The organism is Marmoricola sp. URHA0025 HA25, from assembly GCF_054059435.1.
Window position 1 is genome coordinate 522,191 of record NZ_JBSSCD010000001.1, and the last position, 14,643, is coordinate 536,833.

A 14,643-nucleotide genomic window follows, 5' to 3' on the forward strand; every position below is an offset into this window, starting at 1 on the left:
AGTGTGGTCGTGAGCTTCACTGCGCCGCCGTACTCGGATCTGGACGTCGACGAGGCCCAGCTGCGCGCCTACTTCGCGCTGATGGACGTGGCTGGGCTCCTTCGGCACAAGGTCGAGCGGCAGCTGCGTGCCGCCGCCGGCCTCACCTACGTGCAGTTCAAGGTGCTGGCCCGCCTCGGCCTCGACTCACCGACCGGCAGCCTCCGGATGACCGAGCTGGCCGACGAGGTCGTCTACAGCCGCAGCGGCCTGACCTATCAGGTCGGCCAGATGGAGGAGACGGGCTGGGTCGAACGCGGCCCTTCGCCCGACGACGACCGGGGCGTCACGGTGACGATCACCGACGCCGGCCGCGAGCGACTTGCTCAGGCGCTGCCCGGACATGTCGAGGTCCTGCGCGAGCTCCTGTTCGCGGCACTGAAGGATGACGACGTCAGCGCCCTCGCCGGCCTGCTCGAGCCGGTGCTCGAGCACATGCGCGCCGGCCCTCCACGTTCGGCCACACCTCGGCGGCGTCGAGCGGCGACACCGAAGCCCTGACCACCCGAACAGCTGCCGGTGGTCATCGGCGGCTCGGGGACTCTGCATGTAGGTCCAGCACTACGCCGGCGCTCGCCTCTCGAGCATGACCAGGGCGCTCGACCCGAGCAGCAGGCAGAGCAGGGCGAGGAGCCCGGACGTCGTGGCACCGACGACGGTGACGGCGCCGAGGACCACCCCGCCGGCAATGCGCAGAAGGGCATCGGGAAGGCCCAGGGCCAGGCGGAACAGACCGAGTCCCGCCCAGTACAGGCCGACGCCCACGCACAGCTGCGCGGCGTACCTCCAGGGAAGCGCGTCAGTGGGATGCGCGAGTGCGTGATGGAGGCCGGCAGCGGTGAGGACGATCCCGAAGAGCACCACGAAGAAGGCGTAGCCGTACGACGCGAGGCCGGCGGTCTGGGTGCGATCGGCCGGGAGGGCGTCGAGCGCAGCCTCCGCGCGGGCGTCCTCGCCGGTCCCGAAATAGGCCCAGTACTGGGTCGTCGCGAGCAGCAGGCTGATGGCCGCGAAGGCGATCCGGTCGAGGCCGATCGAATCGACACCGGTACCGAGACCGATCCCGATCGCCAGCACCGACTCGCCGAGCGTGATCAGCAGCATCAGCCCGTGTCGCTCCACGAAGTGCCCCGGGATCAGCTCGAACGTGGGACCGCCGTCGTCCTCGGTCTGGTTCATCGAAGTGATCCGAACGAGCCGGGGGAGCACGACGCAGACGACGAACGCTGCCAGCCACCACCAGGCCAGGAGGTCCTCGAAGAAGACGGCGCCGACCAGTCCGAGCACAGCTCCCAACATGTTCCAGCCGAGCAGCTGCACGACCATGCCGCGAGTGATCCGTGCCGCCTCCGACACGTACATCCCCGCATGGACGACGACCACGACCAGGTAGCCGCACGCAAAGACGATCCGGTCGGAACCGTAGGCGTGCGGAATCGCCAGGGCCGTCACGAACAGGCCGACCATGCCGACGATCAGCAGGGTCCGCCGACGCGGAGTGACCGGCGGGGCGGCGTTGGTCAGCCAGGCGTACCCGCCGTACATCCACCACAGCAACAGGAGCAGGAGCGCCGACCGGCCGGTGACGGCCAACCCGCCCGGGAGCACGGTGGCGGTGAGCTGGGTGATGGTGAACACGAAGACCAGGTCGAAGAACAGCTCCAGAGAGGTGACCTGTCCCGCGACCGGCAGCGCCAGTTCCCGCCGACGAGCCCGCATGCCGCGAACCCTACGGTCTCGGCGCGGTTGCCCTGATGCGTATGCACCCCTCCTCGTCATACGATCGCGGCGAAAGGAGCCCTGCGATGGCCGATCGGATGGGCGACATCATCGGGGACTATCGGGCGTTCGCCGTGCAGCAGCGCGACCGTCTGCTCGACCGGGGCATCGACATCAGCCCGTACCCGCTGAGCCACCTCGCCGTCCGCGTGCCCGAGTGGGACCAGTACGCACGTGTGCGGAACCAGCTCGAACGCCACGCGGTCGCCAACAGTGAGAACGTCTGGAACGGTCGCCCCATCTCCTTGATCGTCCTCACGGAGCCGCTCGACGTCCTCGACGGCAAGCTCGTCCCGCTCATCGAGCTCATCCCACCGGTGCACCAACGCGTCTACAAGATGGGCCTGGAGCACCTCGGAGTCGTGGTCGGCGACACTTTCGACGCGTTCGTCGAGGCCCACAAGCCGGTTCTGACTGGGCAACAGTTCCAGGGCCCGAACAGCACGCCCGATCCCGTCTACATCTTGTTCGAGGACTTCACCCACGTGAAGTTCTATCGCCTCTCACTGAAAGCATCCGTCGAGCTCGACACCGGCCCGTTCAAGGACGGGTTCCGTCACGTCGATGACTGGGTGCCCCAACGGCTCGTGACGGCGACCGGCCCGAACCCACTGCCCCGCTGAGCGACCCCGGAACCCGCCACGACGACCGGTGCCGCCCCTGACGACGGCTGAGGCGGTCAGCGCGCGGTCTGGCCCGCCGGTCGGTAGCGGTTGACCACGATTCCGCACGCGTACGACGCGGACCCGGTCAGCTCGAGGCGCTTCGCCCCGGTGAACATCGGCTCGCCTGCACCGGTCGCGGCGGGGTTGACGTAGAGCTGGAGCTCGTCGAGAAGGTCCCCTTCCACCAGCGCCCGGCCGAACCCGACTCCGCCGAACGCCATCGCGTCACCCTGGTCGCTCCGCAACCCGGCAACGACGTCGGCAAGGTCCTTGGCGGTGACGTCCGTGCGTGGGGCCGGCCAGCTCTCGAGGCTGGACGACACGACGAGCTTGCGGGCGGCCACGATGCGTTCGGCGAAGGCGAAGTCGGGATCGCCGGCGTACCGCTCGGCAACGCCGGTCCAGTGGTCGAGGTAGCCCATCTCGACCATCGGCCGACTGAGCAGGATCGTGCTCACGCTGTCGAAGTTCCGGTTGAAGTCGGCCAGCAGCGCGGCGTCCCACGTGCTGCGTCCGGTCCAGTCCCACACCTCCCAGCTCGGCCCGTCAGGGGGCCCGTCGACGTAGCCGTCCACGGACATCTGCATCTGCAGGACCACACGTCCCATGACGATCTCCCTCACTGCTGGTGCCGCGAGTATGCGACCCCGGCTCGGTCGAGGCACAGTCCTTTTCGGGCCGGCCAGCTGCGTGCGCCACGCCCAAGAGAGAGCTCTCGAGGCGTGACCGTGGAAGGAGATCAGCTGAGGCGACACCGGGGCATCAGTCCGGTACGCCGGCCTCCGTGACGCTCGTCCGGCTCCAGCCCCGGTGGCAGCCTGTGAAGATGAGCGACTGGTTCCTGCCGGAGAGCGATCGTCCGTGGACGAGCGGGAACCTGGTGGTGCCGCACGTGCACGGCGCCGACTACTTCGCCCGCCTGGTGCAGGTCGTCGGTGCCGCGCGGCCGGGTGACCGGGTCTTCTTCACCGACTGGCGCGGCGACGCCGACGAGCGACTCGCCGACGACGGTCCCACGATCGGCGACCTTCTGGCCGGCGCCGCCGGTCGCGGCGTCGAGGTCCGCGGCCTGCTGTGGCGCTCGCACAGCGACAGGACGCGCTTCAACGCACAGGAGAACCGCCATCTCGGCGCGGTCATCAACGAGGCAGGTGGCGAAGCGCTCTTCGACGAGCGGGTGCGGCGTGGCGGGTCGCACCACCAGAAGCTATTCGTGGTGCAACGGCATGGACACCCCGAGGAGGACGTCGCGTTCGTCGGCGGCATCGACCTGTGTCACGGGCGACGCGACGATGCCGCGCACCGGGGCGACCCGCAGCCGGCTCCGCTCGACCCGCGCTACGGGCCGAACCCGCCCTGGCACGACGCCACCCTGGAGATTCGCGGGCCGGCGATCGCCCACGTGCTCGATGTCTTCTCCGAGCGCTGGGACGACCCCACGCCGCTCGACCACCGCAATCCCTACCGCGCCTGGATCCAGCGCGCGGCACGGATGCCGCGGCACCCGAAGGCCCTGCCCGAACGCTGGGACCCTCCACCCGACGTCGGCCCCCACCTGGTGCAGATCCTGCGCACGTATCCCGCCAAGCGGCCCGCCTTCCCCTTCGCCCCGCACGGCGAGCGCTCGATCGCGCACGCCTACCAGCGGGCCTTCGCGCGGGCACGGCGCCTGGTCTACGTCGAGGACCAGTACTTCTGGTCCGAGGTCGTGGCCGGCACGCTCGCGGACGCTCTCCGCCGCGAACGCGCGCTCCAGGTGATCGCCGTGGTCCCGCGGTTCCCCGAGGAGGACAGTGCCGTCAGCGGCACGCCGATGCGCCTCGGACAGCGCCAGGCGCGGGACCTGCTCCGCGAGGCGGGCGGCGAGCGGGTCGCGATGTACGACTTGAACAACGACGCCGGCACGCCGGTCTACGTGCATGCGAAGGTCTGCATCGTCGACGACGAGTGGATGACGTGCGGATCCGACAACCTCAACCTGCGCTCGTGGACGCACGACTCCGAGGTGACTTGCGGGGTGGTGGATCCGGACGGCCGCCTGCCTCGCGAGCTTCGTGCGACCTTGTGGGCCGAGCACCTCGGCCTCCCGCCGGACGACCCTCGGCTCGCCGACCTCGACGGGGCTGCCGCCCTGTGGGCGCAGCGGGCGGGAGAGCCCGGAGCCCGAATCCAGGCGCACGTCCTCGAGCCGGTACGGCGGCCCGTCGCAGCGTGGGCCGAGCCGGCGTACCGGCTGTTCTACGATCCGGACGGTCGCCCACGGGGACTACGCCGCACCGACAAGTTCTGAGGGCAGGTGATGCTCACGCCGGCCCCGTGGTGGTCTACGTCGACTCCGACCTGCGGCGGTGTGACGCAGGTTCTTCACCGCTCGGATCGCGGCGGATGAGTGTGTTTCGGCAGGCCACTGCCATAGACACAACGTGCCATGGCACTGGGGCTCCCGTGAGTGCGAGCATCGGCACGGGTGCATCGGAAGCCGGCTGACGGGTCGGACTCCATAGGAGTCTCACCTAGATGCCGACCGCGCATGACATGCACCGTGCTGAGCCCGGGCCGGTCAACGCATGATCGAGGAAAGGCTCGACAAGTGACCACACGATCCTTGACACACGCGTCCCGGTTGACGGCGGCGTTGTTCGCCGTTGTCTTACCGCTCGGGCTGGGATCGGCGGCGGGGGCAGCTGCGAGACCACCGGCGGTTACTGCGTCGGCTTCGGTCAACCAGTTCGATGCGACCATCAACTACACGATCAACCGCAAAGCCAGTTACATCACCTCCCAGGTGTGTTTGCTCACGAACACCGACACCCAGCAGCAGTCCGTTAGCTCGTGCGACGCCACCGCGGACAAAGGATCGACCGGTCAGCTCTCCAAGTTCGCGGTGTCCCTGCACCTCACGGCCGCCGCGCACTACTCATTCGAAGTCACGGCGACGGTGCGAGACTCCGGTACTCCAGCGACCAACTCCGCTGCATTCACGGTCCTAGCGGGACCAGCGGCAAAGTTGCGTGTCTCGGGGTTGTTCCCGCAGTACGGGCCGGCCTTTGCTTCCCAACTACTCACCGTCGAAGCGTTGGACCAGTACGACAACCTCGCAACGAGCTACGACGGAACCGTGACCTTCGACGGCGGCGACACCACATGGTCCTGGACCGACTCGCCCGAGGTCCTGCCGGGTGACTCGACGCTCACCGGCGGTCGCGGCGTCTTCTCCATGAACACCGGCAACCTTCAGTCTGACTGCCACTACGGCGACCTCCCGGAGGCCTCGTGCGCCGGTTATGAGCGCGTGACGGCGACAGACACGGTCAACCCCACCATCACCGGTTATCAGCGGTTCCGTCCGGCGACTGTGATCCCACTCGCGAACATCTTCTACACCCCGGATGCCGGCGTCTGTCTGTCCTGCGTCGTCGATCCCTCGAACAGTCTTCAGATCGATACCTCGCAGCCTGTGACCGGCACCGTGACGTTCATCGACCTCAGTACGGCGCAGGTCACGATGTTGGTCAGCGGAACGACGGTGCAGGGCGGACGCTTCACCCAGACCATCACGACGGCCGCGCTCGTCGGCACGTCGGGGACACTCGTCAACACTGTGGTCGTGCCAGTGGTCGGCCAGACCGTTCAGGTGGACGCGCTCACGGTCGTCGGAAACCTTTACGGCGACATGAGCTTCGGCAACGTGAGCGTGCACGATCCGACCCTGAACTCCACACTGATCATCACGGTGACGACCCGCTTGACGGCGTTCTTCCCGCCCTTGTGCACAACATTCGGCAATCTTCTGAGCGGGTGCGCATAAGATCGGACTACCAAGCTCTTGGCCGATTGCACTGTGACGGGACAGACCTTGGAATGCAGTAGCGACGGCCGGCCCCGAGCTCCGAACGACGCCGAGCGGACCGCCGCAACTCACGCTCGTGTCAGACGCGCAACGTGACGGCGACAAACATTGCCGGGTGCGCGCACATCGGCAGTTCGGTGCATTTGGACGGCGATGTGACGCGGGTGCGAAGTGGTGATCCGGCGCCGCGGTCAGCCCACCTGTGCGCTCGTGACCCGGCCTTGGTGCACCTGCCAGCGCTGGTCCAGCCGGACGTTGTCCAGCAGTCGGCGGTCGTGGGAGACCAGCAGCAAGGCTCCGTCGTAGGAGTCGAGGGCTTCCTCGAGTTGCTCGATCGCCGGCAGGTCGAGGTGGTTCGTGGGTTCGTCGAGGACGAGGAGGTTGACTCCACGGGCCTGGAGCAGCGCCATCGCGGCGCGCGTCCGTTCGCCGGGCGAGAGCCGGCTCACCAGGCTGGTGACCTGGTCGGCCTTGAGGCCGAACTTCGCGAGCAACGTGCGCGCCTCGGCGGGAGCCATTTCAGGCATCGCCACCTCGAACGCATCGCCCAGGGGGAGTTCCTCGCCGAGTCCGGTGCGGGACTGGTCGATCTCGCCGATCGCGACCGAGGCGCCCAAGGTGGCTCTGCCGGTCGAAGGACCGAGCCGGCCGAGAAGGAGTCGCAGGAGGGTTGTCTTGCCGGCGCCGTTGGGACCAGTGACGCCGATCCGATCACCTGCGCTGACCTGGACCGTCGCCGGGCCGAAGCTGAAGTGGCCCAGGCGCGCCGTGGCCTCGTCGAGCGACGCCACGACGGAGCTGGAGCGCGGGGCGTTGCCGATCGTGAAGCGCAGCGCCCACTCCTTGCGAGGTTCCTCGACCTCCTCGAGACGTGCGATCCGTGACTCCATCTGGCGGACCTTCTGGGCCTGCTTCTCGGAGGACTCCACCTGTGCCTTGCGGCGGATCTTGTCGTTGTCGGGGGCCTTCTTGATCGCGTTGCGGACGCCCTGTGAGCTCCACTCCCGCTGAGTGCGGGCCCGGTTGACCAGGTCAGCCTTCTTGCCCGCGAACTCCTCGTACGCTGCGCGGGCGTGCCTACGGGCAACGGCACGCTCCTCGAGGAAGGCGTCGTACCCGCCGTCGTAGACCGCCACCTGGTGCTGGGTCAGGTCGAGCTCGACGATGCGAGTCACGACCCGCGAGAGGAACTCGCGGTCGTGGGAGACCAGCACAACCCCCGAGCGGAGCCCACGTACGAACCTCTCCAACCGTTCCAGCCCTGCAAGGTCGAGGTCGTTGGTGGGCTCGTCGAGCAACACCACGTCGAAGTGGCTGAGCATCAGCGCAGCGAGTGCAGCTCGTGCGGCCTGTCCACCGGACAGGGACGTCATCAGGGCCTCTGGGCCGACGTCGAGGCCCAGGTCGGCAAGCGTCGCGGGCAGTCGTTCGTCGAGGTCCGGTGCACCGCTGGCCAGCCAGTGCTCGAGACACTTCGCATACGCGTCCTCAGCTGCCCGGGAGTTGTCGCCAGCGCCGAGCGCGGCAGCGGCCTGCTCCATCGCGGAAGCCGCCGCAGCGGCTCCCGTCCGCCGGGCGATGTAGCGGCCGACGGTCTCGCAGGCGACACGCTCGTGCTCCTGGGGGAGCCAACCGACGAAGGCGTCTGCGGGCGTAGTAGCGACAATGCCGCTGAGCGGGTCCAGGTCGCCGGCGAGGATCCGCAGCAACGTTGTCTTGCCAGCGCCATTGGCACCGACCACGCCCACCACGTCGCCCGGTGCGACCGTCAGGTCGAGGGACTCGAAGAGGGTGCGGTGAGCGTGGCCACCAGCAAGGTTCTTGGTGACCAGGTTCGCACTCATCCGGTGATCGTAGTTTCCTCATCGAAGGCCTGGCCGCAGGCTGCTATCACACTGCAGCTGTCGCGGCGGTCTGACGCAACTTCCGGCATCAGTGGTGGCATTCCATCGATCGACGGACGGATGCGCGGCGGGTCAACCGGCGTTGCTCAGAACCTGACGCAACTTCTGGGCGAAGGCCTCTGGTTGACCGGCGTACCCGAACTCGCCACCCATGAACCCGCCGTGGTGGCTCGGGAACACGGTCGGCTGCTGCCCGAGCAGTTCGGCTGCGGCGACGGCCGCGCGACCCGTGAAGACCTCTGCCGACTCCTCGCCGAGGGCGATCACGATGCGGGTCGGCGCTGAAGTCAGTGCCTCGACGTCGAGTCGGTAACTGCTGATCGCCCAGGACCGGTCGGAGAGCAGCGGGTTGTCCCTGGAGCCGTCGTCGGTCGCCGGCATCCCGAACTGGGCTGGGTCGGGCACGGGCTGGGCGAAGTACTCGTCGGTGAACTCGCCCTGCCACGAGGTCATCGCGATGAACGCCGCCATCCCGGCTCCCGATCCGCGCGCTTCGTAGACGTCCCGGAAACCTGCACGGGCTCGTTCAGCTGCGGCGGCGTCGGGGAGCACGGAGATCAGCGGTGGCTCGTGTGCCACGAGCGTGTTCACATCCTCCGGATACGCAGTCACCAGCGCGAGCGCAGTGACTGCGCCTCCACTGCTCGCGAACATCTCGACCGGACCCGCACCAAGCGCCTCGATCACGGCGTGCACATCGACTGCCTGCACGGTGGGCGTGAAGTCGGTCCGGCCATCCTTTCGTGTGCTGCGGCCAATGCCACGCGGGTCGTAGGTGATCACCGTGCGCTCGGCAAGGAGCGACGCCAGGGTCGTGAAGCCGCTGGCCTCCATCGGCTGACCGATCATGAACAGCGGAAGGCGCGCGCCAGCCGTCGGCAGCGGGCCGTGAACGTCATATGCGAGGTCGACTTCGGTCGTCTGCAGGATGCGGGTCGTTGTCATGTCCATGTAGACCTCCTCTGAGACGCGAACTCATCGGCGCTCTCTTGGTGCCCGCCCTCCGCCGCTGACTGCGCCGGCTCGGTCGGCAATCGCGGCGGAGTGACCCGCTTTGCGGACGCCCGGATCGCGGCATGTGAACCTGATATGGGGAGCCTTCCGTCCTCGCTTGCCTGCACTCGTCGCCGACACTGACAATGTCGTATGACCGCCGTGCTCAGACTTTGCATCCATCCCGCCACGCGAAGGAGCAGTCTAGGTTTCTCGACGATCGCGTGGAAGCCATGATGTCCTCGCCGACGCTGTGGCCCCACCCATGATCGCCAGGGCCGCGCTCGGTCTCCTGCTGGGCGCTTGGTTCGGCGCGCTCGCACGGTTGTGGATGCGACTGATCGTCGTCTATCCGGAGGCGTTCAGCTGGTTCGGCACGCTGGTGATCATCATCAGTGCCGCGATCGGCGGTCTGGGACTGGGACTGGTACGAGGTGCGCGCCTGACCGGCCGCTCCAAGCTCTGGCGCCTCGCGGCGCTCCTCGCGCTCCCGTTCCTGGGAGCCCCCATGGGCCTCGGGGTGTTTCTGCTCAGCGCGGTTGTCGGAGGGTGGGCGCTCGCCCATCGGCAGCCAATCTGGTTGGCTCCGGTCCTCGCAGCGCTCTGGTTCGCGGCGCTGCCCTTCATCGCCTACGCGGTCGGGGACCCTGACCATCACAACCTGTACGACGGTGCCCACTACCTGTCAATCTCGGTCGGACTCTGGACGCTCGCGGCGCTCCTAGCCGTCGGCGGCCGCGAGCTCTTCGCGCGCTGGCCGGTGCCGGCTCGCCCATGACCCGGATCCGCTGCATCCTTGGGCGCTGGTCCTGATGCTGGCCCGGACTGCCGGTGGTCTCCCGGGCAAGGCGACGCCGGTACCAGGCCGGGCCAGCCGTAGGGACGGGCAGGTCGAGGACTCCGCGTTCCGCTGCGCTGGTCCTTCTGTCACCAGCGAGCTTGATGACCGCTTCGATCGCGCCGCCTTCTGCGGAAGCCGAGGGGCGCAGTGCTCCTGTTGCGGGTGGCGCTGGAATGATGGGTGGCGGCGGCACGCCCAACTGGGCCATTTCTGACGCCTCGGTCTCCGCGTAGCCTGACCAGATCTCGGATCACCAGGTCGGATCGATGCTGTGGGGGCACGCAATGGGGATCGGCAGAGCGCTCGCGGTTGTGACGGCGGCGATGACGGCGGTGACTGCTCTGGTGGCCATCCCGGTGACAGCGGCCCAGGCGACCACCTACAACGGGAAGATCGCGTTCACCAGCGATCGGTCCGGTCGCAACGAGATCTGGCTGATGGACGCCGACGGGGGCAACCCCGATCAGTTGACCGACGTCGCGGGCGGCAACGACGAGGCAGCCTGGTCACCGGACGGCTCAAAGATCGCATTCATCAGCAGGCGGGCGAGTACGCCCAGCGAGTTGTACGTGATGCATGCCGACGGAACTGGTCAGACGCGGCTGACCTTCAGCGACGTCTTCCGCAACGTGCACGAGCCGACGTGGTCTCCGGACGGCACTCAGATCGCCTTCCAGGGCGGGACGACCCTGTTCGTCATCAACGCCGACGGCACCGGCGAGCGCCGTGTGAACTCGACGTACCCGGGCAGTTTGGAGTCGCCGAGCTGGTCTCCTGACGGCAACACGCTGGTGGCGAGTGGGTTGTCCCCCTCGCCGGAGCTCGAGTTCGGCCTGTTCCTCGTCGACCCGGCGAGTGGGGACATCACTCGGCTGACCACCGGACGCGACTCGAACCCGGAGTGGTCGCCGGACGGCAGCCTGATCTCCTTCAACCATTCGCCGCTCGGATTGGCGCCGGACATCTACACGGTCAAGCCGGACGGCACCGAGACGACCAACGTGACCGGGACAGACACCAATGAGTCCCAGGCCGGCTGGTCGCCCGATGGCGCCAAGTTCGTCTTTCACTCCGATCCACTGATCAACAACCTCGACATCTATACGGTGAACGCCGATGGCACCAACCAGCAACGGGTGACCACTGATCCGGCCAACGATGTTCGTCCCGCCTGGCAACCACTGGACGACAGCGCCGGTCCGCAGATCCAGTGCGGCGCCGCAGACGGTGCCTGGCACGCGAGCGACGTCAGCATCACGTGTTCGGCGAGTGACGCCGGCAGCGGTCTCGCCGATCCCACGCAGGGCAGCTTCACGCTCTCCACCAGTGTCGACGTGAACACAGAGGATGGGAACGCGTCGACCGGCAGCCTTTCGGTGTGCGACAACGTCGGAAACTGCACGACCGCCGGTCCGGTCAGCGGCAACGAGGTGGACAAGCGGGCACCTGGGATCAGCGTCAGTAGTCCCGCGTCTCAGGCCTACTCCCTGAACCAAGTGGTCACCGCGACGTACTCCTGCTCGGACGGCGGCTCGGACCTGGCGTCCTGCGCCGGACCAGTGGCTCCCGGGGCAGCCGTCAGCACCGTCACCGTGGGCACCCAGCAGTTCACGGTCAACGCGGTCGACAACGTCGGCAACCGCGGGACGAGCACGGTCACCTACACGGTCGCGTACGCCGTTGCGCTCGGCTACGACCCGGCGAAACCGACGAAGCGGGTCACGGTCCGGCTTCGGGACGCGGGCAGCGCCGTGGTCTCGACCCCGGTGGTGCTTTCAGCAGTGTCGATCGACGGCGGGACGGCAGCGGGCGGGACGTTCAGCTTCAATCGGCGCGCAGCCGAGTACACCTATTCGTTGCCGACACGCGGTCTGGCCAGCGGTCAACACACGCTTCAGTTCACGGCAGGGTCGGATCCGACGATCCACTCGATCCCGTTTCTGGTCAGGTAGCACTTCGGTGGACCTCTGAGCGGTGCTGTGGTCACGGAATGCCGCACCTCTCAGTTCGGCGCGCGGAGGAGGGGCCCTCGATGGAGGGCAGTCTTCAGACCCCCTCGAACGGGTGGTGGAACGACCACGGCGCCTACGGGGGCGCCTGGCGCAGACCGTTGACGCCTTGCTCGGTCCGGCAGGACACTGGCCGGAAGCGAGCGCGAAGGGGAGTCCGATGGCGTGGAACCTGACCGGCAGCTACAGCGAGACCTGTTCCTGCGAGCTCATGTGCCCTTGCAACATGTCACTTGACCACGGAGCCACCTACGACTTCTGTCGCGTGATCCTTGCCTTCAGCCTCCATGAGGGCTCGGTGGAAGGCACCGACATTGCCGGGCGAAAGGTCGTGCTCATCGCCGACACCCCGAAGGTGATGACAGACGGCAACTGGCGCGTCGGCGTGTTCGTCGACGAGGACGCATCCGAGGAGCAGTTCGACAAGCTGGTCCAGCTCTTCGGCGGCCAGCTGGGTGGGCCGATGGCCGGGCTGGCGCCACTGATCGGGGAGATGCTCGGCGTGCAGCGTGCGGCGATCGACATCGAGGACGACGGCCTGCTGCACAGCGTCCGGGTGGACGACGTGATCGACTTCCAGATCCAGGACATCGTCCCCTTCGGGGTCGAGACCGGTGAGCCGGTGAGATTCGCCGGGATGTTCCACCCGGTCGGGTCGGACCTGGTGATGGCTGAGGCGAAGCGCACCAGGATCGACGCCTTCGGCATCACCTACGAGGGAAAGACGGGCCTGTCGAAGTCGAGCTTCTCCTGGGCCGCTTGAGGTCATGAGCGAGGCAGAGTCGGTCAGCGGCTTGAGCCTGCGACCGGCGTACGCCGCGATGCGTTCCCACCTGGGGATCGTCGCCGTCCTGTTTGCGCTGGCCGCAATCGGCTGGTGGTGGACCGTCGTCGAGATGCGCGGCATGGACAACGGGCCTTGGACCGCTCTGGGAACCTTCGGCTGGTTCCTCGGCGTCTGGGTGGTGATGATGGCGGCGATGATGTTCCCGTCGGTCTCCCCGACCGTCGCCCTGTACGCACGGATGAGCAGGTCGCGCGTCCTGCCTGTGGCCTTCACCAGCGGTTATCTCGCCTCGTGGGCCGGTGCCGGGGTGGTCGCGTTCCTGATCGCGCTGACCATGACGCGTGCTGCGCACGGGGCCCTCAGGTGGGACAACGCCGGACAGGGGATCGCCGGAGTCACGCTGCTCGTGGCCGCCGGCTACGAGCTGACACCCCTCAAGGACGTCTGCTTGGGGAAGTGCCGCAGCCCGCTGGGAACGCTGCTCGGCTCCTGGCGCGCCGGGTGGGCGGGTGCGTTCCGCATGGGACTGGGCAACGGCGCATGGTGCGTCGGCTGCTGCTGGGCGCTGATGGCGTCGCTCTTCGCGCTTGGCGTGATGAGCGTGACGTGGATGGCCGCGGTCGCCGGGCTGATTGCGATCGAGAAGACGATCCCATGGCGTCGCGTGGCGACCTACGGAACGACGATTGTCCTGGTCGTGCTCGGCGTCATCATGCTGATCGCCCCCGGCGCCCTTCCCGGACTCACTTTCCCGGGCCAGAGCCCGATGCCGTCGATGTCACCGATGGGTTCCTGATCGGACGGCAGGCAGCAACATCAAGCAGGCAATGACGCGCCGATAGCGAGAGAACCTGGTGCCGAGCGCGTCACAGGACCTTAAGGACTCCCACCTTCCACGCTGGATCGTTGCGCCGTACGTTCACGGGGTAGCAGCCGCTGTTTGGGAGGTAGCCGTGAGGAAATCCTGGGAGCTTCTGACCTCGGGACCGCCGGATGCGGATCGAACGGTCCTACTCCTACCGGGCGGAGCCAACGCGGCCCGGTCGTTCAACCTCGTGATGGCTGAGCCGGCGCTGTCCGGTGTTCGCCTGGTCGCCACCACACTGCCCGGCATGGCAGGCGCGCCCGCCTCCGAAGACATGTCCATTCCAGAACTGTCCCGTCAGGCCGCGGAGCTGGCCACAGCACACGGCTGCGACGTGGTCGTGGGTTTTTCCCATGGCGCGACCGTGGCCCTGGACATGGTGCTCTCAGGGCTCTTCGATGGCCCGGTCGTCCTCCTCGGCATCAGCTTGACGACTGAGGATGAGGCTCGATTCTTCCGCGGCGTCGTACGGATGTCGCAGAAGGTCGGCAGCTGGCCGATGGCCGCGCTGTTCCGCCTGATGCCATTGATGGCCAGGTCTGCCAAGACGCCTGAGGTGCACAAGAAGGAACTGATCGAGGACTTCAAGCAGAACAGAGCCAGAGATGCGGTGCTGGCGTGCGGCGAGTACCTCGACTACATCGCCGAGGAACGAGACTTCGCCGCCCTGTTGGCTGCGTCTGGCAGCCCCGTGTGGGTGGTCCACGCCGAGAAAGGGGACGGAGGTCTCACCGACGCCGAGCGCGCCACACTCCAACGGGCTCCCAACGTGACGCTCGTGACGATCCCCGGCTCGGTGTTCCTACTCCCTGACGAGGCTCCACAGCAGACCGCTGCAGTGATCGCAAGCGCTGTGTCGCACGCGTCCTGACTGCCGGCACCATGAACTCGAGCATGGTCGAGACGCGGCA

General features: G+C 67.6%; 13 protein-coding genes. 9 read left to right on the forward strand and 4 right to left on the reverse strand.

The genetic code is table 11. The annotated features are described in order from the left end of the window. Positions 1-9 precede the first annotated feature (9 nt). Positions 10-540, forward strand: a complete 531-nt coding sequence (locus tag ACVW00_RS02490) for a MarR family winged helix-turn-helix transcriptional regulator (RefSeq protein WP_457109318.1) — start codon at positions 10-12, stop codon at positions 538-540. A gap of 60 nt (positions 541-600) precedes the next feature. Here the strand turns inward: ACVW00_RS02490 and ACVW00_RS02495 are convergent, their stop codons facing one another. Further along, positions 601-1,758, reverse strand: coding sequence for a low temperature requirement protein A (locus ACVW00_RS02495; RefSeq protein ID WP_457109319.1), 1,158 nt, complete (start codon positions 1,756-1,758; stop codon positions 601-603). Between the two features lie 86 nt (positions 1,759-1,844). Here ACVW00_RS02495 and ACVW00_RS02500 point away from each other — a divergent pair, with 86 nt between their 5' ends. Further along, entirely contained in the window at positions 1,845-2,441 is a 597-nt protein-coding gene (locus ACVW00_RS02500) for a VOC family protein (RefSeq protein ID WP_457109320.1), read from the forward strand. Positions 2,442-2,497: 56 nt separating this feature from the next. Here ACVW00_RS02500 and ACVW00_RS02505 read toward each other — a convergent pair whose 3' ends face one another. Further along, positions 2,498-3,091: a dihydrofolate reductase family protein gene (locus ACVW00_RS02505; protein WP_457109321.1), complete on the reverse strand. Its 594-nt coding sequence runs from the start codon at positions 3,089-3,091 to the stop codon at positions 2,498-2,500. A 218-nt stretch (positions 3,092-3,309) separates the two neighbouring features. Here ACVW00_RS02505 and ACVW00_RS02510 point away from each other — a divergent pair, with 218 nt between their 5' ends. Both ACVW00_RS02510 and ACVW00_RS02515 read left to right on the forward strand, forming a co-directional pair. Then, on the forward strand, positions 3,310-4,773 hold the full coding sequence (locus tag ACVW00_RS02510) for a phospholipase D family protein (RefSeq protein ID WP_457109322.1): 1,464 nt from the start codon (positions 3,310-3,312) through the stop codon (positions 4,771-4,773). A 300-nt stretch (positions 4,774-5,073) separates the two neighbouring features. Continuing rightward, positions 5,074-6,291 carry a hypothetical protein gene (locus ACVW00_RS02515; RefSeq protein WP_457109323.1) on the forward strand — a complete coding sequence of 406 codons (1,218 nt, stop codon included), beginning with the start codon at positions 5,074-5,076 and terminating at the stop codon, positions 6,289-6,291. Between the two features lie 233 nt (positions 6,292-6,524). Here the strand turns inward: ACVW00_RS02515 and ACVW00_RS02520 are convergent, their stop codons facing one another. Together ACVW00_RS02520 and ACVW00_RS02525 are read right to left on the reverse strand one after the other, a co-directional pair. After that, complete coding sequence (locus ACVW00_RS02520) at positions 6,525-8,177, reverse strand: ABC-F family ATP-binding cassette domain-containing protein (protein ID WP_457109324.1); 1,653 nt, start codon at positions 8,175-8,177, stop codon at positions 6,525-6,527. 132 nt (positions 8,178-8,309) lie between these two features. Then, positions 8,310-9,188, reverse strand: a complete 879-nt coding sequence (locus tag ACVW00_RS02525; protein WP_457109325.1) for an alpha/beta fold hydrolase — start codon at positions 9,186-9,188, stop codon at positions 8,310-8,312. A gap of 307 nt (positions 9,189-9,495) precedes the next feature. Between ACVW00_RS02525 and ACVW00_RS02530 the strand changes: the two genes are divergently transcribed. From ACVW00_RS02530 to ACVW00_RS02550, 5 genes are all read left to right on the forward strand, one after another. Next, positions 9,496-10,008, forward strand: coding sequence for a hypothetical protein (locus ACVW00_RS02530; RefSeq protein WP_457109326.1), 513 nt, complete (start codon positions 9,496-9,498; stop codon positions 10,006-10,008). Positions 10,009-10,355: 347 nt separating this feature from the next. After that, positions 10,356-12,023, forward strand: coding sequence for a hypothetical protein (locus ACVW00_RS02535; protein ID WP_457109327.1), 1,668 nt, complete (start codon positions 10,356-10,358; stop codon positions 12,021-12,023). A 217-nt stretch (positions 12,024-12,240) separates the two neighbouring features. Further along, positions 12,241-12,843 carry a DUF1326 domain-containing protein gene (locus ACVW00_RS02540; protein WP_457109328.1) on the forward strand — a complete coding sequence of 201 codons (603 nt, stop codon included), beginning with the start codon at positions 12,241-12,243 and terminating at the stop codon, positions 12,841-12,843. 4 nt (positions 12,844-12,847) lie between these two features. Then, complete coding sequence (locus ACVW00_RS02545) at positions 12,848-13,663, forward strand: DUF2182 domain-containing protein (RefSeq protein WP_457109329.1); 816 nt, start codon at positions 12,848-12,850, stop codon at positions 13,661-13,663. Positions 13,664-13,820: 157 nt separating this feature from the next. Beyond that, the gene (locus tag ACVW00_RS02550; protein WP_457109330.1) at positions 13,821-14,603 is read left to right on the forward strand and encodes an alpha/beta fold hydrolase; all 783 of its coding nucleotides are present in this window, start codon (positions 13,821-13,823) and stop codon (positions 14,601-14,603) included. Positions 14,604-14,643: the final 40 nt, after the last annotated feature.

Bases quoted from the DNA above. Each gene is read 5' to 3' on its own strand.
- ACVW00_RS02545 (WP_457109329.1), top strand. From the start codon at position 12,848: ATGAGCGAGGCAGAGTCGGTCAGCGGCTTGAGCCTGCGACCGGCGTAC.
- ACVW00_RS02525 (WP_457109325.1), bottom strand. From the start codon at position 9,188: ATGGACATGACAACGACCCGCATCCTGCAGACGACCGAAGTCGACCTC.
- ACVW00_RS02510 (WP_457109322.1), top strand. From the start codon at position 3,310: ATGAGCGACTGGTTCCTGCCGGAGAGCGATCGTCCGTGGACGAGCGGG.
- ACVW00_RS02520 (WP_457109324.1), bottom strand. From the start codon at position 8,177: ATGAGTGCGAACCTGGTCACCAAGAACCTTGCTGGTGGCCACGCTCAC.
- ACVW00_RS02540 (WP_457109328.1), top strand. From the start codon at position 12,241: ATGGCGTGGAACCTGACCGGCAGCTACAGCGAGACCTGTTCCTGCGAG.
- ACVW00_RS02505 (WP_457109321.1), bottom strand. From the start codon at position 3,091: ATGGGACGTGTGGTCCTGCAGATGCAGATGTCCGTGGACGGCTACGTC.
- ACVW00_RS02530 (WP_457109326.1), top strand. From the start codon at position 9,496: ATGATCGCCAGGGCCGCGCTCGGTCTCCTGCTGGGCGCTTGGTTCGGC.
- ACVW00_RS02500 (WP_457109320.1), top strand. From the start codon at position 1,845: ATGGCCGATCGGATGGGCGACATCATCGGGGACTATCGGGCGTTCGCC.
- ACVW00_RS02535 (WP_457109327.1), top strand. From the start codon at position 10,356: ATGGGGATCGGCAGAGCGCTCGCGGTTGTGACGGCGGCGATGACGGCG.
- ACVW00_RS02495 (WP_457109319.1), bottom strand. From the start codon at position 1,758: ATGCGGGCTCGTCGGCGGGAACTGGCGCTGCCGGTCGCGGGACAGGTC.